We start from the raw sequence: 21,177 nt of genomic DNA, 5'->3' as shown, positions 1-21,177 counted from the left end.
GAACAACTATGACCCTATCAGAGAGCAGTTTTGCAGCAACAAATCTAAACTAATAAATGGAATAAGCATTTTTTATTCTTCCTTTTGAAAGGCAAAAGTTGAAAAACTCTTTCCATTACAAATTAAAAGTATTTACTTGTCTTATTGCAATTTGCTTTTTGTTTTTTTCACTTGGCTGCCAGCGTTTCAAAAGTGAAGAACTTCAAAACTGCATTGAATATCCGGATATATCTTTAACGGATTTAAAACTTCCAAACATTAAAAGCCAGATTGAAAAACCAGATGGCAATTTCAGACTCTACGTTTCTAATCAGAGCTTTGATCTTATCATAACAGACATAAAAATATTCATTGATGACACTGCTGTGCTGCATGAACGATTTGACGTTGAACATCAGCATAACTGGAAAATGTTCAGATTTAGTCTTTCAAAGGGTATTCATAAGATTAAAGCTATATCCATCACGGCATGTGCTGAATATGAATCGCAGTTTGAAATTGCTGGCGACAATTGGGCAGTCATTGACTTCTGGACAAAAAAACATGGTAAAAATTACACGCCATACTTCAGTTTTGAAAACAGATGTGAAGAAATAGCCTTCCTTTAAAATATGATTTTTTGCAGAAAGAATATCCAAAATGAAAATAGTAAGCGCCTGCCTTGCAGGCATCAATTGCAGATATGACGGAAAATCAAGCCCGGTTGAAGAAGTAATGAATCTCGTCAGAAAAGGTGAGGCAATTCCTGTCTGCCCCGAACAGTTTGGGGGACTTCCTACCCCAAGAATCTGCTGTGAAATCAAAAATGGCATGGTTTTCACAAAAGCCGGTGATGATGTTTCCTCTGAATTCAAAAAAGGCGCGGAACAGGGCCTTAAGATCGCCCTTCTTGCCGGATGCGATTCAGCCATACTAAAGGCAAGGTCACCTTCCTGTGGCTGCGGAAAAATCTACGACGGCTCCTTTTCAGGGAAACTCATTGACGGGAATGGCCTTTTTGCTGAAATGCTTCTCAGCCACGGCATAGATGTTAAAACTGAGGAAAATATTGATTGATTATTTTCACTATTTTCAGACAGTTCTGGATTACGGCCTACCCAGGAATAACGGAGATCGGACTTTTTGCGGCTTTGTCAAAATTCTGCGACAACAAAAACAAAAAAAAGGAAAGAATCATGATCAGAAAAATTATCGTTGCTGCTACATTTATGGCCCTGTTATCAACGTCTGCAATTGCGGGAGAAATGTTCTCTGTTTCAAGCCCTAAATTCAAAGAAGGAGACAAAATGGGAATGGATCAGGTCTTCTCTGGTTTCGGATGCACAGGAAAAAATATTTCGCCCGAACTTGAATGGAAGAATGCGCCTAAAGAAACCAAAAGCTTTGCGGTTACGGTATATGATCCGGATGCACCGACCGGAAGCGGCTGGTGGCACTGGACAATTTTCAATATTCCGAAAAATACGACAAAGCTTGTTGAAAATGCCGGAGATCCAGCTTCGGGATTGGCGCCAAAGGAAAGCACCCAGAGCATGACAGATTTTGGGAAGCCTGGATATGGAGGCGCCTGCCCGCCTGCCGGTGACAAGCCCCACAGGTATATTTTTACAGTACACGCACTCGATGTCGAAAAACTGCCCCTTGAACAGGCCGCATCAGGCGCAATGGTTGGTTTTAACCTGAACCAGCACAGTATTGCAAAGGCTCAGCTCACAGTTCTTTTTTCAAGATAAGATCAATAAGATTGCAAAAAGTCAAAAATAGCGGCGGCGTCATGCCGGACTTGATCCGGCATCCAGTTATTTCAGATACTTCTGAATTCCTGCCTGCGCCGGAATGACAGGAATCAGGCTTTTTGCAACCTTGACATGATTATCAACGCACAGCGATCTTCATAAGACCAAGTTTTATTTTATTTCTTACCCTTATCTGTGCTATCAATAAAGCCATAGATAAAATTCTATTTCAGGTCTTGACAATCCGGCCTTGCAACAGAAACTCGGCTTTTAAATCCTTAAATATAATCAGGCCCCGGATCATAAATACCGGCAGGCTTCAATATCAAGTCTTCGGGCATATTCCACTGCCCTCAAACAGAGTCCTGTAATAAATCTTTTAATGAAAACTGATTAAGGATCTTTATTATGAGTTCCCGCAGCAATCAGAATTCCATTGATTACAACTATCCTGTAAAGCTTGCTGATGGAGTTTACTGGGTTGGGTATCATGACCCTGAATCCGGCCTTCACTGTAATCCATATATAATCATAGACGGAAACGAGGCTGTTCTTGTGGATGGAGGCAGCAGGCCTGATTTCCCGAATGTCATGATGAAAATTCTCCAGACCGGAATTCATCCATCCTCGATAAAGGCCATGGTTTTCCATCATTATGATCCGGATCTGTGCGCAGGTATTCCGAATTTTGAGGATATCATCGGAAGAGAAGACCTCATGATCATATCCGATTATCAGAATAAGGCCTTTATTAAGCACTACTCTGTCGCATCCAGAATTTTGTCCCTCGAGCAGATGAATCATGAATATGTTTTTTCATCCGGCCGCAGACTGACTTTCCACAATACTCCATACGCCCATTCTTCAGGAAGCTTTGTAACCTTTGACAATGTCGCAAAGGTTCTTTTTTCCAGCGATCTTTTCGGTTCTTTCGGAAGAGACTGGGATCTTTATTTTGAATACCACCGTGAATGCCAGACCTGTTCCGACTACGAAAACTGCCCGAGACAGAAACCTTCGTGCCCTGTTGTTGATATGATGAAGTTTCATCAATCCATAATGCCATCAAACAGATCACTGAAAATGGCTCTGGAGATAATGGCGGAAATCCCATTTGAAATGATTGCGCCGCAGCATGGCAGTGTAATCAAGGGAGCTGAAAAAATCATCTTCGTATTTAAAACACTCTGCAATCTGGAAAAAGTGGGTGTAGACAGTCTTCTTGGAGAAAGAGCCTATCAGAGCATTGGAAATATAAAAAAACTAACTGAGAGGCTGGAACAGAATGCACCTAATTCTTGAAAAAATATGCGCGGCTGATCCTTCAGAACTTAAGACGCCGCTTATATCTTCTCTAATCAGCTCTGTCATGGAGCTATCTGCGGTAAAAAAAGATGACAGGATCAATCACGAACTGTTTAAAAAGCTTGTTCTTGACTACTCATTTGCCGAAAGAAAACTGCATGAAGCCAATCAGTTCAAGAATCGGATGATAGGCATGACGGCCCATGACCTCAGAAATCCGCTCATCTCGATACGCGGCTTGAGCGAATTGCTGCTTGATCAGAATATGGGGCCGCTCAGTGAAGAACAGAAAGAATTTATCAAGGTTATTAACGACGCAAGCAGGCATCTCATTGATCTGATCAATGAAATCCTGGACGTTTCGGCTTTTGAAAGCGGAAAACTGACAATAAAAAAAGAATGGACCGATTTCAGCAAACTTGTTTTCGAACGAATGAGAATATTCAGCATTCAGGCGGACAAGAAGAACATCCGCCTTGAGTCCAATCTCGAACATTTTGGCCTTGTTTATCTTGATTCTTCAAGGATAATCCAGGTCATAGACAATTTCACAAGCAATGCCCTTAAGTTTTCACCAAGTGGTTCAACGGTCAAAGTTGGCTTGAAGAAGGAAGCTGAAAAAGCTGTATTCATTGTATCAGACCAGGGGCCAGGATTTACGGAAGATGACAGGGCAAAGCTTTTCGGCGAATTTACAAGACTCAGCGCAAGACCTACGGCAGGAGAACATAGTACAGGGCTTGGGCTTTCAATCACAAAAAAAATAATCGAGGCACACGGCGGCACCATATCACTTGCAAGCGAACCTGGTAATGGGGCCTCCTTTTCGGTGTTTCTGCCAATTCAGGAGATAAATAATGGCTGATAAATTCAGGGTTGTGGTTGCAGATGATGAAAATCATATCAGGATGTTCATAAAATCTGTCCTTAAAACCATAGGAGCCGAGATTGTAGGGGAGGCCAAAAACGGGAACGAGGCCATCGATATCTTTCGAAAAACCAGGCCTGATCTGCTTCTCATGGACATTAACATGCCTGAAAAAACCGGTGATGAAGCCCTTATAGATATAATGAAAGAGTTCCCCGATGCCTGCGTAATAATGATGACTTCAGTTTCAGATATTGAAACTGTACAGCAATGCATTGAAAAAGGCGCGTCCCATTATATACGCAAGGATACGCCCATAGACCAGATTAAGGAAATCATACTTGAAACTCTGAATATAAATAAAGGTGAATGAAATGGCTGCTGATACCGAAAAGTATGATCTTGATGCCATGCTTAAGGAAATTGAGGAAGATGAAGGAAAGAAGCAGGCTGAAAAACCACGGGCAATGTCCCAGGATGAGATCATGAAAATGCTCAGAGACAAGAAAAATAAAGGAAAGGCCAATGAGTGAAAAGTCTTTCGCGGTAAAACTTGTTTCAGATGGAGTTCTTTCTTCCGAAGAGATTTCAAGGCTGATGATGAAACTTGGGGACTCGGGCGAGAAGCTGAGGGATCACCTTCTGGAGATAGCGGCTCTTCCAAGGAATGAGATAGGAAAAAGATGGGGAGACGCCATATCCGTGGCTTATGTCGACCTTGAAAAAACCCTTTTTCAGAAAGAAGCCCTTTCTCACCTGAGTCTTGAGAATGCCATAAAATACAATGCCATACCTCTATATATGCTTGGCTCCACTATTACCGTGGCGACTGACCGGCCAAATGATCAGGATAGAATCCAGGCGCTCAGGATGGTATCTGGAAAGCTTGTAAGCCCGGTGTTTTCTTTTCCTGGTGAAATTTCCGATGCGATATCAATTAATTACCAGTCCAAGGATTCTCTTGAAGGAGCCATAGGAAGAATTTTTGATAACGCACTATTCAAAGGACAGGGCAAGATCACCCATGAGCAGATCGAAAAAATAGCTGGCGACAAGGCCATGATCGAGCTTGCTAGTGGAGTAATTCTGCTGGCGGTCAAAGAGAGGGCAAGTGATATTCACATAGAGCCAAGGGAAGATATGCTTCATATCCGTTTCAGGATTGACGGCGTTCTACAAGAAAGGCTCAGGCTTGAACACGCGCTTCTTGCTCCCATGGTTTCAAGATACAAGGTCATGGCCAATCTTGATATCACAGAAAAAAGAAGACCACAGGATGGCAGAATAACCCTCAAGCTTGCCAGTAAATCAGTAGATATAAGAATTTCAACTGTTCCAGCCATTTACGGTGAAAAGATAGTAATGAGAATCCTTGGTCAGGTTATGGCAAGGGATGTTCCTGAACTTGAAGAGCTGATGTTTTCAAAATCAATCCTTGAGGCTGTAAAGAGAATAATTAATTCTCCTAATGGAGTTTTTTTTGTTACAGGCCCCACGGGATCAGGTAAAACAACGACGCTTTTCTCAATACTGAAAAGGTTGAACAAGCCTGAAGTCAATATAATGACAATTGAAGATCCCGTGGAATACAGAATCGCAGGGATTAATCAGATTCAGGTAAACCACGACATAAATCTTAATTTTGCGGCAGCGTTAAGGGCTTTTCTAAGGCAGGACCCTGATGTCATTCTGATTGGAGAGATAAGGGATCTGGAAACGGCCAAAATAGCCTCCCAGGCTGCTCTCACAGGCCATCTGGTTCTTGCAACCCTTCATACGAATAATGCGCTTCAAGCTGTCACCCGTCTCATAGAAATAGGTGTCGAACCGTTTCTGGTGGCACCCTCCATAATAGGAGTCATGGCCCAGAGACTGGTCAGAAAAATCTGTGATAAATGCAAAACATCCTATGTTGTTGACAAGGAGATCGCAGAGAAATATTTCATAATTAGAAATGACCGTGAAGTAATTTTTTACAAGGGCAACGGATGCGCGGACTGCAATAACACCGGGTATTCAGGACGTGTAGCAATCCACGAGGTCTTTCTGATAACAGAAGAAATCAGAGCCATGGTTGCGTCCGGCGTTTCCATCCTTGATATCCAAAAAAAGGCAAGAGATATTGGGTTCAAGGAATTGCGGTACGACGGCATGAAAAAAGTTCTCAGGGGAGTGACCACAATTACTGAGCTTGAGAGGGTCTGCGTTTCAGGGAATGCATGACAATGGAGTTATTTTTGAAGAATTCTGCAAATGAAACAATAGAATGGAATGATTTTGAAAGGGTGGAGCTTCGGGTTGGAACCGTTGTCGAGGTTCATGAGTTCCCTGGTGCGAAAAAACCTGCATATAAGATTTTTGCTGATTTTGGAGACGGTTTTGGAATAAAAAAATCCAGCGCCCAGATAACTGATCTTTACAGGCCTGAAGATCTTGTGGGTAAGCAGATAATCGGAGTCCTCAACTTTGCTCCGAGGCAGATAGGAAAATTCATGTCAGAATTTCTTGTCACAGGTTTTGTTCAGGATTCGGGCGCAGTTGTACTTGCCATTCCGGAAAGAAAAGTGGCAAATGGGCTGAAACTGGCCTGAGCTCGATTATACATATACTTCACATCGTCATAATTTGAACTCTTCTTTTAAATGAAAGATCAAAGGCCGCTTTTTGAAACAAGCTTGGCAAAAACTTTTCGGTTATGGATTCTTTTGCTTTAAAAACATATGTTCTCAACTCGTAATAAAAAAAACATAAAAGTTTTGGAAAAGGTCTGGAAAACCCTTTTTCAAAAGGGTTTTCCAGTAATTATGCAACAACAGGCTTGCCATTCAAACGGCCTGACTCATTTCAAATGTTCATGCTGTGACATTGATGTGTATAGCTTGACTCGACGCTGCTGACTTATAGATTGAATAGCTCAGTTTTGCCTGTATTATTAATAAGGGAATTACAAGATGCTTGTTCAGCCAGTAAAAACTTCAAATACAGAAAAAAACTGGAAGTCGTGCACTGATTCATCTTTGTGTTTCGGTATTTCCCTTCTTTTTTTTATTCTCATTGCTTTATTTTTTGCATCTTCATCCATTGCTGAAAAAACCGTGAGAATAGGCGCTTTTTATTATTATCCGGCAATTTTTAAAGATAAAGATGGCGTTGAAAAAGGTTTTTATGTCGATCTTTTTAAAATAATCGCTGAAAAAGAAGGCTGGCAGATCGAATATGTTTACGGCTCATGGACTGAAGGGCTGGAGCGCATAAGAAAAGGCGAGGTTGATGTTTTAACCAGCGTTGCCCGGACACAGGACCGTGAAAATTTCATGGATTACTGCTCTACTCCGGTTCTTACGGTTTGGGGTGAAGTTTATGTGCATAGATCCTCTGATCTTGATTCAATACTGAGGATGCAGGGCAAAAGAATTGCCGTGATGAAAAATGATTTCAACGCACTGAGCTATAAAAAACTCGCGGATTCTTTTGGACTCAAATGCGAGTATCTTGAAGTTGAGAGTTTTGATGAAGTCTTAAAAATGGTTCAGGATAAAAAAGCTGACGGAGGAGTTGTCAGCAGCATCTTCGGTGCAGGGAAGAGTCCATCTTTTGATGTCAAGGGAACCGGAATTGTTTTTAATCCTTTTGACATCTTTTTTACGGTCGGGAAAAACTCGAACAAAGATATACTGGAAAGTCTTAACCGCTATCTTGAAACATGGAAAGACGACAGAAATTCTCCCTACTACACTAAAATGAAAGAATGGCTACGCAGGGAAGCAGGTATCCATGAGGTCATTCCGTCATGGATCTGGGAGTCTTTTGCTCTTTTGTGCTCAACTGCAATCATAGTCCTGATTTTCAATATCCTTCTCAGGCGCCGTGTGCGCAAAAACACCCTCGACATAATAGCCTCATCAGAACGTCTTGCAGAAAGTGAATTCAGATTCCGCAGACTTCATGAAAGCATGATGGACTCATTTGTTCAGACAGATATGTCTGGCAATATAATTGATTTCAACAAGCCATTCATTGAAATGCTGGGTTACACAGGTGATGAGTTTAAAAATCTCACATATATGGATCTTACTCCTTTAAAATGGCATGCAATGGAATCAGCAATCGTAGAGGAGGAAATTCTTCCCAAAGGCTATTCAGGAATTTATCAAAAAGAATACATCAGAAAAGACGGTTCTGTTTTTCCTGTGGAACTGAGAACTTTTCTAATCCGGGATGAGAAAAATCAACCTGTGGGCATGTGGGCTATAATAAGAGACATTACAGCCAGAAAACAGGCTGAAGATGAACAGGAGCGAGATGAAGAGCGACTGAGCAGCTTGTTGTCCATAATGCAGCATAGATCCGAAACCTCACAGGAATTCCTTGATTTTGCCCTTCATGAGGCAATCAGGCTAACACACAGTAAAATCGGTTATATTTACCATTATGATGAAGAAAAAAAGGAGTTCTCCCTTAATTCATGGTCAAGGGATGTAATGAAGGAATGCAGCATAACAAAACCCATGACCTGCTATGAGCTTGAAAAGACAGGTATATGGGGAGAAGCTGTAAGACAGAGGAAGGCCATGATCCTTAATGACTTCGATGCAGAAAATCATCTAAAAAAAGGTTATCCGGAAGGCCATGTGAACATATCAAGATTCATGACCCTTCCTGTATTTAAAGAAAATAAAATTATTGCGGTCATAGGGGTTGGTAACAAGGAAACAGATTATAACGACACTGATTTATTGCAGCTGTCCATTCTGATGGAGGCTGTTTTCAAAGCCCTGGAAAAAAATCAGGCCCAGGACGCCCTTAAAATGAGCGAAGCCAGAATGGCAGCGTTCATGAGGCATGTTCCTGCCCTTATTCTCATCAAAGATTCCGAGCTCAGGGCTATTTACGCCAATGATAAATTTATGCAGTTTTTCCCTTTTGACGAATGGAAAAACAAAACCCCGCACGAGCTTTTCTCTGATGATATAGCAGACGCCATGCTGACAAAAGACAGGGAGGCTTTTGAAAAAGGCCACATAATTTATGAAGAGGAGTGGACTGACAGATATGGTGATGGGCATATTTTTCTGACAAGCAAATTCAGGATTAATGTTCCTGATTCGGAGCCAATGCTTGGAATAATAATCTCAGACATCACAGAACGAAAGGCTGCTGAAAGCGCTCTGCATGAAATAACTGAAATGTTCCGGCTTTTCATGGAAAATAACCCCATTTATGTTTTTATAAAAGACGAAAACATCAGGCCTGTATACTTAAGCAGAAATTTTGAGAATATGATTGGCAGGCCCCTTGATGAAATTCTGGGAAGAACAATGGACGAGCTGTTTCCTTCTGATCTTGCAAAAAGCATAATTGAGGATGATAAAAAAATTCTGAAAGAAGGCAAACTCCTCGAAGTAGTTGAAGAGCTTGACGGGAAAACTTATACGACCATCAAATTCCCAATGATGATAAATGGCGTTCCGAAATATCTTGCCGGATATACAATGGACATCACAGAGAAAAAGCTTGCAGAGCAGGAAAAGGAAAAACTTTACACCCAGCTTCTTCAGTCCCAGAAAATGGAGTCCATTGGCCGTCTTGCCGGAGGAGTAGCCCATGATTTCAACAATATGCTCCAAGCCATCATAGGCTTTTCTGATATGGCCCTCATGAAAATGAAGGACGATGACATTATTCACGGCTATCTGACAGAAATCCAGAAAGCCGCAAACAGATCTGCGGATCTTACAAGGCAGCTCCTTGCTTTTGCCAGAAAGCAGACTGTTATGCCCAAAGTCTTGGACTTGAATGATGTCGTGGCGAGCATGCTTAAAATGCTTGGAAGGATGATAGGCGAAGAAATAAATCTTGTCCTTAAGCCCGCAATCAGTCTCTGGAAGGTATTCATGGACCCTACCCAGCTTGACCAGATACTCGCAAATCTTGCGGTTAATGCCAGGGACGCCATAAAAGGCAAGGGCACCATTACAATAAGCACCTTTAATATAGACCTTGATCCGGTTTACTGCATGCAGCACGCAGGATCAATTCCTGGTCAATATGTAGTTTTAAGCGTCAGTGATGACGGGTGTGGTATGAGCGAAGATGTCATTGCAAACATCTTTGAACCATTTTTTACAACAAAGGATGTGGGTGAAGGGTCAGGACTCGGTCTTGCTACAGTGTACGGCATTGTAAAGCAGAATTGCGGTTTTATTGATGTTTCAAGCAGTCCAGGCCATGGAACTACATTTTCTGTCTATATACCTCGTTATGAGGAAGAGATTCAGGAAATGGACACTTCGGCCAGACTTCATGCCGTTAACCGTGGCAGTGAAACCGTCATGTTTGTGGAAGACGAGACCGTTCTCCTTAATCTTGGTAAAGCAGTGCTAAGGCACCATGGTTATACTGTCATAACCTCGGACAATCCTTTAGAAGCTCTTTCTATTGCTGAAAAATATCCCCTTGATATTCATATTCTTATTACGGATGTGGTGATGCCTGAGATGAATGGGAAAGAACTGGCGGATGCGTTTCTTAAAATAAAACCGGGTGCAAAATGTCTTTTCATGTCAGGATATGCCACAGATCTGATCACAAACAGAGGCGCTCTTACAGAAGGTGCTCATTTCATACAGAAGCCTTTTTCAACGGTTGATCTGGCCACAAAGGTGAGGGAAATTTTGGAGTCTGCCTGATTATATACCCGGACATCCGATAAATTTGGCAAAGTCGCAAAAAGCGCCGATTCCCGTCATTCCGGCGCAGACCTAAATCCAGAACTATCTAAAAATACTGGCGTTATATAGTTTTTTTTCAAACCAGCTTCATTCTTTTAAAAAGAATGAATCCTGGAAAACATATTTGCCTTCAAGCCAGTCTGCAACCATATCTCCTTCATATTCAAGAATAGCCTTTACAGCCTTAGTGATGACCATGATCCCTGACTGGAGGCCTTTGGATGCACATCCTTTGATCATACCCTTGCGGATTGTTCCAAAAACAAGATTTCTGTGGGGATAACTCTCGATTTCAGCATTTTTCTTTTTAAGATCATACGCCTTCAGGCAAGCGCCCTTGTCCAGGGAATGCCATGATCTGCAAATGAATGGTCTAACCGGATAAAGAGAACATGAGCCTGCCTCAAGAAAAATGCATGGGGTCTGGTGCCAGTTTTCAACCTTCTCATCCAGATCTTTGCCATCAGTCAGCGCAAGGTTATGCGCTATTTTCCTAAGCAGTTCTCGTCTCTGATCTTCTGAATAAGTCGAGATGACATGATCTCCAACAAGAAGCGCCTCCGGAGGAGTGACTCTGATCTGCATAGAACAGCAGTAAGGACAATTAGGGCCGCAGGCTATTTCCGAAAAAAAGCTGTCAGATTCGATTCCTGATGTCAGCTCCTCGGCAAAACCAGTGCCTTCGGGCGCAATCCTGAGAACAGCTGCCCTGGTTCCTGCTTCAATATTAGATGTGGCGATGCCAAAACCTGCTTCAAAAAGAATCTTTATGTTTTCGTCGTTCATTGCTCTAAAAATATAAAAATTAGTTCCGTGCCTGCTGTCCCTGCCTGATGAGCCAAAAGGACATTAAAACCATTGCCTGATAAACGAGGCTCTATACATCAAAACATCCTGATATTGCAACCATCATCATTGACGGCCTGGCAAAAAAACAAAAAAGGAGCGTCAGCGTCATGCCGGACTTGCTCCGGCATTCAGTAATTTCAATTACTTCTGGACTCCGGTCTTCGCAGAAATGACGGGAATTGGACTATTTACGATCTTGTCATTATTTATGCGCCTCTGGAATTGGCGGAAAGTCCTGAGACTCGTTTCCTGGATTATTTTTCTCAGTCACTTTCAGACGGCAGCATGGATGCATCATATTTATCAATCTGAAGGTTACCGCCGGATGAAAAATTATCAGGTTCGAATTCGTTTATTATTATCCATACATTCTCGGATTTTACTCCGGCAGTTTTTACCACAGCATCTGTGATCAGTTTGACCATCTCCCGTTTCTGGGCGATGGTACGGCCTTTGGCAAGTTCGATTTTTACTACAGGCATAAATTCTCCTAAAAACCCGGATAAATGTTATTGACGGTCTCGCAAAAGTCCAATTTCAGTCATTCCGGCGAAGGCCGGAATCCAGAAGTATTTGAAATTACTGAATGCCGGATCAAGTCCGGCATGACGATGACGCTATTTTCTGATTTTTTGCACGTGTTATATTAATAGCCTCGCAAAAGTCAGGATACAGCCCCTATCCCATGGCCAGGCTTAATCTGTTTCATTTGAAGCGCCTGGATTACTTGGCTGGCAGCAAGCCCTCCAATACAGACCTGTCCATACCTGGAACAACATAAGAAATAATTCCGTTTTTGATATCGTATATTTCCATGACCGGCCCGGCACTTAATCCTTTTTCGGATATGTATCTGCCAAGTTCAGGATATACCCTGAAAACACCGATAAGCACAGAAACCTGCCCTCTATAAGGGAATCTGGCGACAATGGCATTTGACTCATCAATAGAAGCTGTCCTGAATTTTGGAGAGGTAGCCTGAAGCTTGTTCTGATACTCTTTTTCAACAATGCAACCGGCGATGCTTCTGAGCTTATCATCGGGAACTGTGCCCGGCTTGTCATAATAAAGCCCGAATCCTTTTGTCGCTGATACGCCTTTTTCGCCAAGCAGTGTATTGTATATTCTGTCCATGACATCGGCAGATTTTTTGTATGGACCGATACTTGAATCATATGCCAGAAAATAAGGCCCGGCTTTTTCCTCTGATATTTCAATTTCCGAAAAAAGACCTGCCCAGCTAAGAAAGGCCAGACATATGGCCGCGACTGCGAACAGCACGGAAACAAGTGAAACAACCAATCTCTTCATTATGTTGATCTCCAGGTTTTGTTTAAAAAAGCTCCAGCTGTTTTCCGGCAGATTCTTTGCGGCCAGCTTTTCTTGCAGTTCTTGAAAACTCAAGAAGCCTTTCTTCTATATCATCAAGGAACGGGGATCTGAACCTTTCAGTTTTTCTGCCGAATACGCGCCTGTTAGCAGCCCAGGACAGGTAAAGACTCTCCTTTGCCCTTGTCATCCCCACAAAAAAAAGACGCCGTTCTTCATCAACGCAGACTTCTGCACCCGGCCTGTTATATGGCAGGAGATCTTTTTCACAGCCAGCTATGAATACCACTGGAAACTCAAGCCCCTTGGATGCATGAAGGGTCATCAGGGAAACCTTCTGACTCTTCTTGCTGTATACATCCTGATCTGACATTAGGGCAATGTCTGAAAGAAAAAGAAAGGGATCTGAAGGATAAGCCCCTGCTATTTCCAGGAGTCTGTCCCAGCCCGAAGAATCGGAGGCTATCCCTAAATGCTCATTTTCAATGAGATGAGCCCGGGCTGAATTCAGGGCAGCAACAATTTTTCCTGAAAGCGCTTGCTCTGATATTTTTTTCAGGGCCGATTCAGACATCAGAGACAGATATTCAGGCCTTGAAACATTCAGACCCAGGGCAGCGCTAAGGCATTTCAGAGACTCGCTTATTAAGGGCTGGAGCAGGAAATTATCCTTATTGACAGGCTGAAAAGGAATACCAGATCGTTCAAGCTCGGCCATTATGGCTTCTGCCTGGACTCTCGTCCTATAAAGAATGGCAAAATCAGAAAAGGCGTGGGCAGATGAACAGTCATCACCTGCCCTGCCTGAATGGATGGACAAACTGGAGGTGCCTCCAACAAGTTTTTCTATCTCCGCAACTATGGTAGAAGCTTCTCTGTATTCATCATTTCCCTTGAAAATGCTTATGCTTTTTTTAGCTTCTATATCTGAAAAAACCCTTTGCCCTGAATCATTGCCTCCTTTACGAATCATCTGAAAAGAAGCATCAAGAATGGTTTTTGATGATCTGTAATTCTTTACGAGCCTGAGTTCTTCTGCCCCGGAAAAATCACCTGCAAATTTTCCGAAATATTCGGAACTCCCGCCCCTGAATCCGTAAATAGACTGGTCAGGATCGCCTATGGCGCAGACATGGCAAGAGCTTCCGCATAAAAGCCTGATGAAATGATACTGGATATTATTTAAATCCTGATATTCATCTATGAACACAAACCTGAGCTTCTCATGCCATTTTTCAAGTATTAACGGATTCTCTTCAAAAAGTTTTATGGACTTGAACACCAGGTCATCAAAATCAAGAAGATCCTTTGATTCCAGAAGATCCTGATAAATTAAGAAAACAGGCCCAAGAACTGCCGAAAGAATCAGTTTATCTCCTGATCCTGATTCTTCTTTTTCCGAAACAGGATGTTTCATCATGGTGATGTATTCTGAAACTTTATTGAAATCCGGCTTTTTTATTTTTTCACTGATCTGATCCATGTATTTGTCCATGGCAGATCTGATAAGGACAGCTCTTTGATCCTGATCGATTATGCAGAACTTCTTTTCAGGGAAAGCTTCCCTTAGAATACTAAAGCAAAGGCCATGAAATGTTCCTGTGAAAGGGATCTCTTTCCCGGGAAGAAGGGATTTCAGTCTCTGCCTCATTTCGTCAGCAGCCCTGTTTGTGAAGGTGATGGCGACTATTTCCGAAGCATTCACACCTTGATCGGAAATAAGATGGGATATCCTGTGGGTTATGGTTCTTGTCTTTCCGGTTCCTGGGCCTGCCGTGATAATCATGTGGCATGGCTTCATGGTTACGGCCCTTGCCTGCTCGTCATTGAGAGTCGGGCTTTCAGCGCCGTTTTTTTTCAGTTTGTTATCTGCTTCTATTTTTCCAAATAAAGTTTTTTCCGCAGCGTTTTGTTTCAGCACTTCTGGTTTATGGTTTCGGAGACTTTTCTTTTCTGAATCCTTTATATCAAAAAAAAATTTCTGCCCGGAGGCCGTCCTTCTTTCATCATCCGTAAAAATCTTTACGGTTCCGAATTCGCCGTCATATCCTGGCAAAAGAACAATATCATGGCTGCGCATTTTTTCTATGGCAAGCCCTAAGAGAGGTATGTCGGCCTTTCTGATTTTTTCAATATCCATGCTGTAAAGGATATCAAGTTCAGGGCCAAGGACGTCTATTATTCTAGCATATGATTCATTTACTTTTTTGGATAATGGCCCGACCCGAAAAATTTCTGCTATTATGTCAGTTAAAGGGATTATGCTGTGATAGGGCTTTGCTTTTTCAGGCAGAACTCCGTCATTCCTGTCAGCCAGTTCCTCAACCCTGTAAAGCACGCCAAGGGTCATTTTGCCCCCGCATTCAGGACAGATACCGCCTGTTTTCAGGGATTCCTCAGGTGAAAATCTTATTCCGCATTTTCTGTGACCATCCATGTGATATTTCCCTTCTTCAGGGAAAAATTCAAGGGTTCCGAGAAATGCGGATGGATCTCCGGTTTCAAGGGCAGATCTTATGGATGTATATGAAAGGTCGGTGTCAAAGAGATTGGCTTCACGTCCTAATTTCCCGGGTGAATGAGCGTCTGAATTTGAAACAAGGGATATTTTGTCAAGAAAGGAAACCCGGTGGTTCATAGCAGGGTCAGAAGATAGTCCTGTTTCTGCAGCAAAAATATATTTTGACAGGTCTCCGAAACATTCTTCAATGGAATCAAATCCGGACTTAGAACCAAGAAGCGAAAACCATGGAGTCCATATATGGGCCGGGATCATGAATCCCTTGTCATCTGTTTCAAAAAGTATTTCCAGCAGATCGCGGCTGTCCAGTCCAAGAATAGGCCTGCCGTCAGATTTGATATTTCCTATGGCTGAAAGTCTGGAATTGAATCTGGACACTGATTCCAGTGTGGGAAAATAAAGGAGATTGTGGTTCTTTCTTACTTTGCCGTCTTTTTTATAGATGCTGCTGATTTCTGCCTGAAGCATGAATCTCACAGGGCCCCTGCACGATTCAGGAACGAGCCTGTCGCAGGCATCCTCAAGATCAGGCTTTAATCTGTAAAGGCCGTCTTCCGCAGGTATCAGCCTTTCTTTCATTTCCGCATACCATTCAGGGTGGGTGAAATCACCGGTACCGACAACAGTAATGCCTTTTTTTCTGGCAGAGATATAAAGATTTTCGAGGTTCAGATTTGATGCCGTGGCCATGGAAAATCTTGAATGGATATGAAGATCAGCGATGAATCTCATAAAACAAAGAAATCCTATTTATAGAGATTTGTGTAGCTTTTTGTATTTTTGGACAGAATAACAATGCTGATTCTTCTGTTTTCAGGATTGGCCGGATCATTTTTTATCAATGGAATGTTTGCCGCATATCCGGCAACCATTACAATGCGATCCTGATTCATTCCGCTGCTTTCCAGCACCTGACGTGCAGCAGAAGCTCTTTCAGTCGAAAGCTCCCAGTTCGTATATTTGGAACCCGCAAAATTCAACGAGTCTGTGTGACCTTCAATTATAAGCTTGTTTGGGACATCAACCACAGCCTTGGTGAGTTCTTTTATTATCTTTTTGGCATTGTCATTAAGGGCGGAACTGCCTACCTGGAAAAGAGGATTTCTTTCCTTATCAACTATTTCAATCCTAACATTTCCATTTGCAAGCTCTACTATGATCTGATCCTTAAGATCCGAGAGTTTTGATTCTATTATCTCTTCAATATCCTGCTGAAGTTCCATGGCTTCTGCCAAACCTTCTCCAACATCAGGCTTGTCTTCGGGAGATGTTGGAGGAACATCGACTTCCGGCGTTGCCGGGCCTCCTTTTGCCAGCTTGCTGTCTGACTTGAAATAAGCTGCGACCGCAGCCTTTGTCTGGGGCTTCATTGCAGCTATCAGCCACATTAAAAGAAAAAACGCCATCATTGCCGTAACAAAGTCGGCATAGGCAACTTTCCAGGCCCCGCCGTGGGCTCCGCCTGAAATCTTCTTCACCTTTTTTATTATGATATTGCTTTCTTTTTTGCCACCCTTATCACCATCGGCCTTGGCCATGATCAGATCTCCTTCGGATTATTTTTTCTTAACAGCCTTTTCAAGCTCTGAGAATGATGGCCTGTCAACAGCCGGAATAGCCCTTCTGCCAAATTCCACGGCCATCTGCGGAGAAGTTGTCTGCATATAGGCCACAAGGGCCGCCCTTACCGAGTTGAAAGCAATGCCCTCAAGTCTGAACAGATGCGCAAGGTTTGTGGCAAATGGGCCCAGGAATCCGTAACACACAAGAATACCTACGAATGTTCCGATCAGTGCCGCGCCGATATGATGACCAAGAACTTCGGGAGGTTCGTTGATACTTCCCATTGTTACAACAATACCAAGAACAGCGGCAACAATACCGAGACCTGGAAATGATTCCGCAACAGTATTTATACTGTGTGCGACGACATGCTCATCACCATGTGTCGAATCAATGTCAAGCTCCATTAGATTGTCAATTTCATGGGGCTGGACAGGAATTGAAACAATGATTTTAAGGTTGTCTGCGATAAAGTCCGTGAGGTGATGATTATGAATGACATCCGGGTATTTTTGAAAAATCTGGCTGCTTTCCGGCGCTTCAAGATCCTTTTCTATGGAAAGAAGACCCTCTTTTCTCATTTTTGCGAAAATATCATAAAGCAGGGTAAGAAGCTGGAGGTAAAAATCCTTACCATGGACCTTTCCCTTCAGAACCATTCCCACACATCCAGCAACCTGTTTCAGTACTCTAAGAGGCGAAGCGATGATAAACGAGCCTAAAGCAGCGCCACCGATAATGATGAATTCGTTTGGCTGCCATAGAATATGAATATTACCCTTGGACAGCAGATATCCGCCGACTACGCAGCCCAAGACTATCACGCCACCGATGATTATAAACATTTCAGTTCCTCCGCTTTGACACAGATTCTTTGTAAAGTTTTTGGACAGATATTTTCAAACAAGGGAAGATCAAAGGAATACATCACTTTTTCTTTCTGTTTTTTCTCTGGGAATTTGCGGCCATTTTTTTCTTTTTCTTTTTTGTCTTGCGGTCTTCAGGAGAAACCTGTTTTTTCTGCTGCTGCCTTGCCATTATTGAATCAAGATTAAAGCAATCCCACCATTCCATTACGGAGTGAATGTCCTCAAAAGAATTTTCATCGGGATCCTCAAGCAGGGTTTTAAGCCATTCCTCCCTGTCATTCGAAAGAACATGCTCAAATTCTTCATAGTCTATAAAATTAGGGGAAATCAGCTTTTTCTCATAGGCCTGCTTAATCGTGTCTATGATTTCCTCAGGGTAAAGATCGTTTGCGTGGAGAGCAACTATCGACCAGAAATCGGAATCTTCTTCGCATTCTTCACCTGTGAAAAGACTCCCAATAAATTCCAGAACCATTGCTCTTTCAAAAATATTTTTTATGACTCCATTCATAAGGGCCTTGAGTGCGGCATCGCGGCAATAGAGATCCGCCTCCTTGTCCCTTACAAGTTCCATTATTCTTTTGGGATCGCCGCCGCTGGTTCTAAGAAAGACCATGGGAAGATCCGTATTCAGGATATCGCCGTAGAGAGCCGCAGACAGCTCGCCTGGCAGACTGCATAGGGCAATGATTATTTCATGTGCGTCTTTGACTTTCAGGTGACCAAGGATTATGGAGGCATAAACGTGGAGAAAATAACCTTTTTTCTTCAGATAACGGTATGGGTCATCAAGAATCCGGATCAGCCTCTGGATCAGTTCAGGAACAACCTCATCTTTTTGTTCGATGGCCGCGTCCACGGCTGCTTTCTTGTAAAGGCCGTCGTACCAGGTAAGCTCCGAAATAATATCTGAAACAGAAAGTCCACTCATCAAATTAATCCGCCTTCATTTGGCATAAAGTTAAAATCAGTAAAATCCAAAGTTTTATGTAGCAAAAAAAAGTATCTTTAAAAAGATTATTAATAAAGATCATTACCTTGATGAGGTTTTTCACTTGAATCAGGCTCTTTAAAGGTGCTAAAAAGAAAAGTATAGAATTTGACCCCAGTCTTTTTATTCAAGCCATTCATAAAAAACCAAGGCTCTTTTCAAAGAATGATGGAATTGCAAAAAGTCAAAAATGGCTTTAGCGTCATGCCGGACTTGATCCGGCATCCAGAAATTTCAGACACTTCTGGATTTCGGCCTGCCCCGGAATGACGAGAATCGGACTTTTTGCGACCTTGTCAAAGAATAGCATTTCATTTATGGGAATATTCTGAGTTTTAACAACCCCCGTTAATAATCAAACCGGATAAACAGCGGTAAAAAGGATTGATCATGGAATACTGGAAATACTGGACCATTGCAGGGATAATTCTTTTTGCAATAGAGATTTACACGCCGGGATTTGTGCTTGCAAGTTTCGGTATAGCATGCATGTTCTCTGGGCTTGCGGCTGTATTCGGATTTTCTGTAGGTATTCAGCTTATTGTTTTTGCTGTGGGATCAATTTTTGTTTTTGTGACCATAAGACCCTTTGTCCAGAAATTCTTGTATTCAGGCGAAAAGCTGGCCACAGGGACATGTGCCCTGATCGGCAAAACCGGAAAGGTTGAGGAAAGAATCTGCAATACTGACAACGCAGGACGGGTAATGGTCGGAGGAGAAAGCTGGAAGGCATGCTCAGAAAATGATGACACTATAGAAGCAAACGAGATTGTCGAAATAAAAGGCATTTCAGGGGTTACACTTAAAGTTGTAAGAAAATGATCTGTGCAAACAAATGACTGAGAAAACCTGGTTCAAGATGGCGGCATGATTAATTCGGTTGGCGCTTGAATTCGAAATGGAATCAGCATCTAAAACATAAGGAGAAAAATATGGGATCTGCATTTGTAGTGCCACTTTTCATTGCTGTATTTGTTATAATCCTAATTGTCAAAGGCTTCAAAATCGTCAAACAGGCTGAAACCATTATAATTGAAAGACTGGGACGCTATAACAGGTCCCTTGTGAGCGGCATCAACATTATCTGGCCGTTTATTGATCAGCCGAGACCGATCAACTGGAGATACACGACAGTTGCTGCCAATGGTCAAAAAATAGTTATCAGCAAAATGACCAACACAATAGATCTCAGAGAAACAATTTATGATTTTCCGCGCCAGAACGTAATCACCAAGGATAATGTGACCATAGAGATAGACGCCATGATCTATTTCCAGGTAACAGATCCGGCAAAGTCTGTTTATGAAGTTGCGAACCTGCCTGATGCCATTGAAAAACTCACCCAGACAACCCTTAGAAACGTGATCGGCGAACTTGATTTTGACGAATGCCTTGTATCGAGGGACACCATAAACGGAAAGCTCAGGGAAATACTTGATAGCGCCAGTGATAAATGGGGCGTGAAGGTCAACAGAGTCGAGCTCCAGGACATCACCCCTCCGAGGGATATTAAAGAAGCAATGGAAAAGCAGATGAGGGCGGAACGAGACAGAAGAGCCTCTATTCTCCAGGCAGAGGGTGATAAGAGATCCGCAATTCTTCAGGCTGAAGGTCAGAGGGAGTCGGAAGTAAACAAGGCTGAAGGTGAAAAACAGGCTGCCATACTTCGTGCCGAAGGTGACGCAATAGCAAGATTGAAGATCGCCGAAGCCGAATCCCAGGCAATAGCTACAATCAGAGAGATTCTCAAAGACAAAGAGGCGCTTGCAGTCAACTACCTGTTAGCAGTCAGATATATTGAAGCATTGAAAATTATTGCAGGAGGCCAGGACAACAAGATGATCTACATGCCTTATGAAGCAAGCAATCTTCTTGGATCGCTTGGCGGAATCAAGGAACTGTTCGGGGTAAAGATTCCTGGCCAGCAGTAAAACTATTCGAACCAAACGCGCATGGAGCCTTAAAACATGGCTTCATGTGCGGATAAACACACTTCACAGAAAAAATCCTTTTCGAAATAAGTCTTGACCGCCTGAACAATTCGATGTTAAAAATCCAAATGTTAGATTGCGCTAATTTTGTTTGATTTGAATCAAGCATTGTAATGCCTGTATAAAAAACTATTTGATTACCATTTTTACTCCGCCATGCTTATCTTAAGGCATGTGAAAGATTATCCAGATATGATGGAGGTGTAGCATGGCAAAAAATATGATCCAATTTCAAAAAGGAAAGAGTATTCACGAATTCCTGTCCGAATATGGGACCGAAGATAAGTGCCAAGACTCATTATTCAGACTTAGATGGCCGCATGGTTTTAGTTGTCCGAATTGCGGCGGTTCGAAATTTTGCGAGCTCAAATCAAGAGATCTGTACCAATGCCACAAGTGTCACCATCAGGCGTCGGTAAAGGCC

The 21,177-nt window shown here is 42.5% G+C and carries 20 protein-coding genes; 13 read left to right on the top strand and 7 right to left on the bottom strand.

Translation table 11 applies throughout. From position 1 onward, the window contains the following. Positions 1 to 158 precede the first annotated feature (158 nt). From K245_RS0102000 to K245_RS26195, 10 genes are all read left to right on the top strand, one after another. On the top strand, positions 159 to 608 hold the full coding sequence (locus K245_RS0102000; protein WP_156906672.1) for a hypothetical protein: 450 nt from the start codon (positions 159 to 161) through the stop codon (positions 606 to 608). Positions 609 to 639: 31 nt separating this feature from the next. Next, positions 640 to 1,056, top strand: a complete 417-nt coding sequence (locus K245_RS0101995) for a DUF523 domain-containing protein (RefSeq protein ID WP_027357961.1) — start codon at positions 640 to 642, stop codon at positions 1,054 to 1,056. After that, on the top strand, positions 1,053 to 1,733 hold the full coding sequence (locus tag K245_RS0101990) for a YbhB/YbcL family Raf kinase inhibitor-like protein (RefSeq protein WP_232223786.1): 681 nt from the start codon (positions 1,053 to 1,055) through the stop codon (positions 1,731 to 1,733). The genes K245_RS0101995 and K245_RS0101990 overlap by 4 nt, the downstream gene beginning before the upstream one ends. 411 nt (positions 1,734 to 2,144) lie before the next feature. Then, entirely contained in the window at positions 2,145 to 3,038 is an 894-nt protein-coding gene (locus tag K245_RS22660; RefSeq protein WP_051283786.1) for an oxygen-binding di-iron domain-containing protein, read from the top strand. Continuing rightward, on the top strand, positions 3,022 to 3,906 hold the full coding sequence (locus K245_RS22655) for a sensor histidine kinase (RefSeq protein WP_051283785.1): 885 nt from the start codon (positions 3,022 to 3,024) through the stop codon (positions 3,904 to 3,906). The genes K245_RS22660 and K245_RS22655 overlap by 17 nt, the downstream gene beginning before the upstream one ends. Beyond that, complete coding sequence (locus K245_RS0101975; RefSeq protein ID WP_027357959.1) at positions 3,899 to 4,282, top strand: response regulator transcription factor; 384 nt, start codon at positions 3,899 to 3,901, stop codon at positions 4,280 to 4,282. The genes K245_RS22655 and K245_RS0101975 overlap by 8 nt, the downstream gene beginning before the upstream one ends. Position 4,283: 1 nt before the next feature. Next, complete coding sequence (locus tag K245_RS27590; protein ID WP_156906671.1) at positions 4,284 to 4,442, top strand: hypothetical protein; 159 nt, start codon at positions 4,284 to 4,286, stop codon at positions 4,440 to 4,442. Continuing rightward, on the top strand, positions 4,435 to 6,132 hold the full coding sequence (locus tag K245_RS0101965; RefSeq protein ID WP_027357958.1) for a GspE/PulE family protein: 1,698 nt from the start codon (positions 4,435 to 4,437) through the stop codon (positions 6,130 to 6,132). The genes K245_RS27590 and K245_RS0101965 overlap by 8 nt, the downstream gene beginning before the upstream one ends. Before the next feature lie 14 nt (positions 6,133 to 6,146). After that, positions 6,147 to 6,500 carry a tRNA-binding protein gene (locus K245_RS0101960; protein ID WP_027357957.1) on the top strand — a complete coding sequence of 118 codons (354 nt, stop codon included), beginning with the start codon at positions 6,147 to 6,149 and terminating at the stop codon, positions 6,498 to 6,500. A gap of 360 nt (positions 6,501 to 6,860) precedes the next feature. Beyond that, positions 6,861 to 10,598, top strand: coding sequence for a PAS domain S-box protein (locus K245_RS26195; protein WP_051283784.1), 3,738 nt, complete (start codon positions 6,861 to 6,863; stop codon positions 10,596 to 10,598). Between the two features lie 129 nt (positions 10,599 to 10,727). Here the strand turns inward: K245_RS26195 and K245_RS0101950 are convergent, their stop codons facing one another. The 7 genes from K245_RS0101950 to K245_RS0101915 form a co-directional block, all read right to left on the bottom strand. After that, entirely contained in the window at positions 10,728 to 11,426 is a 699-nt protein-coding gene (locus K245_RS0101950; RefSeq protein WP_027357955.1) for a YkgJ family cysteine cluster protein, read from the bottom strand. Between the two features lie 326 nt (positions 11,427 to 11,752). Continuing rightward, complete coding sequence (locus tag K245_RS0101940) at positions 11,753 to 11,971, bottom strand: 2-hydroxymuconate tautomerase (protein ID WP_027357954.1); 219 nt, start codon at positions 11,969 to 11,971, stop codon at positions 11,753 to 11,755. 241 nt (positions 11,972 to 12,212) lie between these two features. Continuing rightward, a complete protein-coding gene (locus K245_RS0101935; RefSeq protein WP_027357953.1) occupies positions 12,213 to 12,800 on the bottom strand; it encodes a GyrI-like domain-containing protein in 588 nt (195 codons plus the stop codon). Between the two features lie 22 nt (positions 12,801 to 12,822). Next, positions 12,823 to 16,071 carry a UvrD-helicase domain-containing protein gene (locus K245_RS0101930; RefSeq protein ID WP_027357952.1) on the bottom strand — a complete coding sequence of 1,083 codons (3,249 nt, stop codon included), beginning with the start codon at positions 16,069 to 16,071 and terminating at the stop codon, positions 12,823 to 12,825. Between the two features lie 14 nt (positions 16,072 to 16,085). After that, positions 16,086 to 16,877, bottom strand: a complete 792-nt coding sequence (locus tag K245_RS0101925) for a flagellar motor protein MotB (protein ID WP_035276342.1) — start codon at positions 16,875 to 16,877, stop codon at positions 16,086 to 16,088. 18 nt (positions 16,878 to 16,895) lie between these two features. Further along, complete coding sequence (motA, locus tag K245_RS0101920) at positions 16,896 to 17,747, bottom strand: flagellar motor stator protein MotA (RefSeq protein WP_027357950.1); 852 nt, start codon at positions 17,745 to 17,747, stop codon at positions 16,896 to 16,898. An 82-nt stretch (positions 17,748 to 17,829) separates the two neighbouring features. After that, the gene (locus tag K245_RS0101915; RefSeq protein WP_027357949.1) at positions 17,830 to 18,702 is read right to left on the bottom strand and encodes a DUF1186 domain-containing protein; all 873 of its coding nucleotides are present in this window, start codon (positions 18,700 to 18,702) and stop codon (positions 17,830 to 17,832) included. A 450-nt stretch (positions 18,703 to 19,152) separates the two neighbouring features. Here K245_RS0101915 and K245_RS0101905 point away from each other — a divergent pair, with 450 nt between their 5' ends. The 3 genes from K245_RS0101905 to K245_RS0101895 form a co-directional block, all read left to right on the top strand. Continuing rightward, on the top strand, positions 19,153 to 19,584 hold the full coding sequence (locus K245_RS0101905) for an NfeD family protein (protein WP_027357948.1): 432 nt from the start codon (positions 19,153 to 19,155) through the stop codon (positions 19,582 to 19,584). 110 nt (positions 19,585 to 19,694) lie between these two features. Continuing rightward, positions 19,695 to 20,693, top strand: a complete 999-nt coding sequence (locus K245_RS0101900) for an SPFH domain-containing protein (protein ID WP_027357947.1) — start codon at positions 19,695 to 19,697, stop codon at positions 20,691 to 20,693. A 268-nt stretch (positions 20,694 to 20,961) separates the two neighbouring features. Then, positions 20,962 to 21,177 (top strand): transposase (locus tag K245_RS0101895; RefSeq protein WP_027358070.1); only part of this gene is annotated, 216 nt, incomplete at its 3' end.

It is taken from the genome of Desulforegula conservatrix Mb1Pa (assembly GCF_000426225.1).
Lineage (GTDB): Bacteria > Desulfobacterota > Desulfobacteria > Desulfobacterales > Desulforegulaceae > Desulforegula > Desulforegula conservatrix.
Note: the sequence above shows the minus strand (reverse complement) of the source record. Positions and strands in the feature narration are given on the sequence as shown.

What these genes read in the sequence shown, in the direction of transcription:
- K245_RS0101995 (WP_027357961.1), top strand. Translation starts at nt 640, where the DNA reads ATGAAAATAGTAAGCGCCTGCCTTGCAGGCATCAATTGCAGATATGAC.
- K245_RS22660 (WP_051283786.1), top strand. Translation starts at nt 2,145, where the DNA reads ATGAGTTCCCGCAGCAATCAGAATTCCATTGATTACAACTATCCTGTA.
- K245_RS22655 (WP_051283785.1), top strand. Translation starts at nt 3,022, where the DNA reads ATGCACCTAATTCTTGAAAAAATATGCGCGGCTGATCCTTCAGAACTT.
- K245_RS0101975 (WP_027357959.1), top strand. Translation starts at nt 3,899, where the DNA reads ATGGCTGATAAATTCAGGGTTGTGGTTGCAGATGATGAAAATCATATC.
- K245_RS27590 (WP_156906671.1), top strand. Translation starts at nt 4,284, where the DNA reads ATGGCTGCTGATACCGAAAAGTATGATCTTGATGCCATGCTTAAGGAA.
- K245_RS0101965 (WP_027357958.1), top strand. Translation starts at nt 4,435, where the DNA reads ATGAGTGAAAAGTCTTTCGCGGTAAAACTTGTTTCAGATGGAGTTCTT.
- K245_RS26195 (WP_051283784.1), top strand. Translation starts at nt 6,861, where the DNA reads ATGCTTGTTCAGCCAGTAAAAACTTCAAATACAGAAAAAAACTGGAAG.
- K245_RS0101950 (WP_027357955.1), bottom strand. Translation starts at nt 11,426, where the DNA reads ATGAACGACGAAAACATAAAGATTCTTTTTGAAGCAGGTTTTGGCATC.
- K245_RS0101940 (WP_027357954.1), bottom strand. Translation starts at nt 11,971, where the DNA reads ATGCCTGTAGTAAAAATCGAACTTGCCAAAGGCCGTACCATCGCCCAG.
- K245_RS0101935 (WP_027357953.1), bottom strand. Translation starts at nt 12,800, where the DNA reads ATGAAGAGATTGGTTGTTTCACTTGTTTCCGTGCTGTTCGCAGTCGCG.
- K245_RS0101930 (WP_027357952.1), bottom strand. Translation starts at nt 16,071, where the DNA reads ATGAGATTCATCGCTGATCTTCATATCCATTCAAGATTTTCCATGGCC.
- K245_RS0101925 (WP_035276342.1), bottom strand. Translation starts at nt 16,877, where the DNA reads ATGGCCAAGGCCGATGGTGATAAGGGTGGCAAAAAAGAAAGCAATATC.
- motA (WP_027357950.1), bottom strand. Translation starts at nt 17,747, where the DNA reads ATGTTTATAATCATCGGTGGCGTGATAGTCTTGGGCTGCGTAGTCGGC.
- K245_RS0101915 (WP_027357949.1), bottom strand. Translation starts at nt 18,702, where the DNA reads ATGAGTGGACTTTCTGTTTCAGATATTATTTCGGAGCTTACCTGGTAC.
- K245_RS0101905 (WP_027357948.1), top strand. Translation starts at nt 19,153, where the DNA reads ATGGAATACTGGAAATACTGGACCATTGCAGGGATAATTCTTTTTGCA.
- K245_RS0101900 (WP_027357947.1), top strand. Translation starts at nt 19,695, where the DNA reads ATGGGATCTGCATTTGTAGTGCCACTTTTCATTGCTGTATTTGTTATA.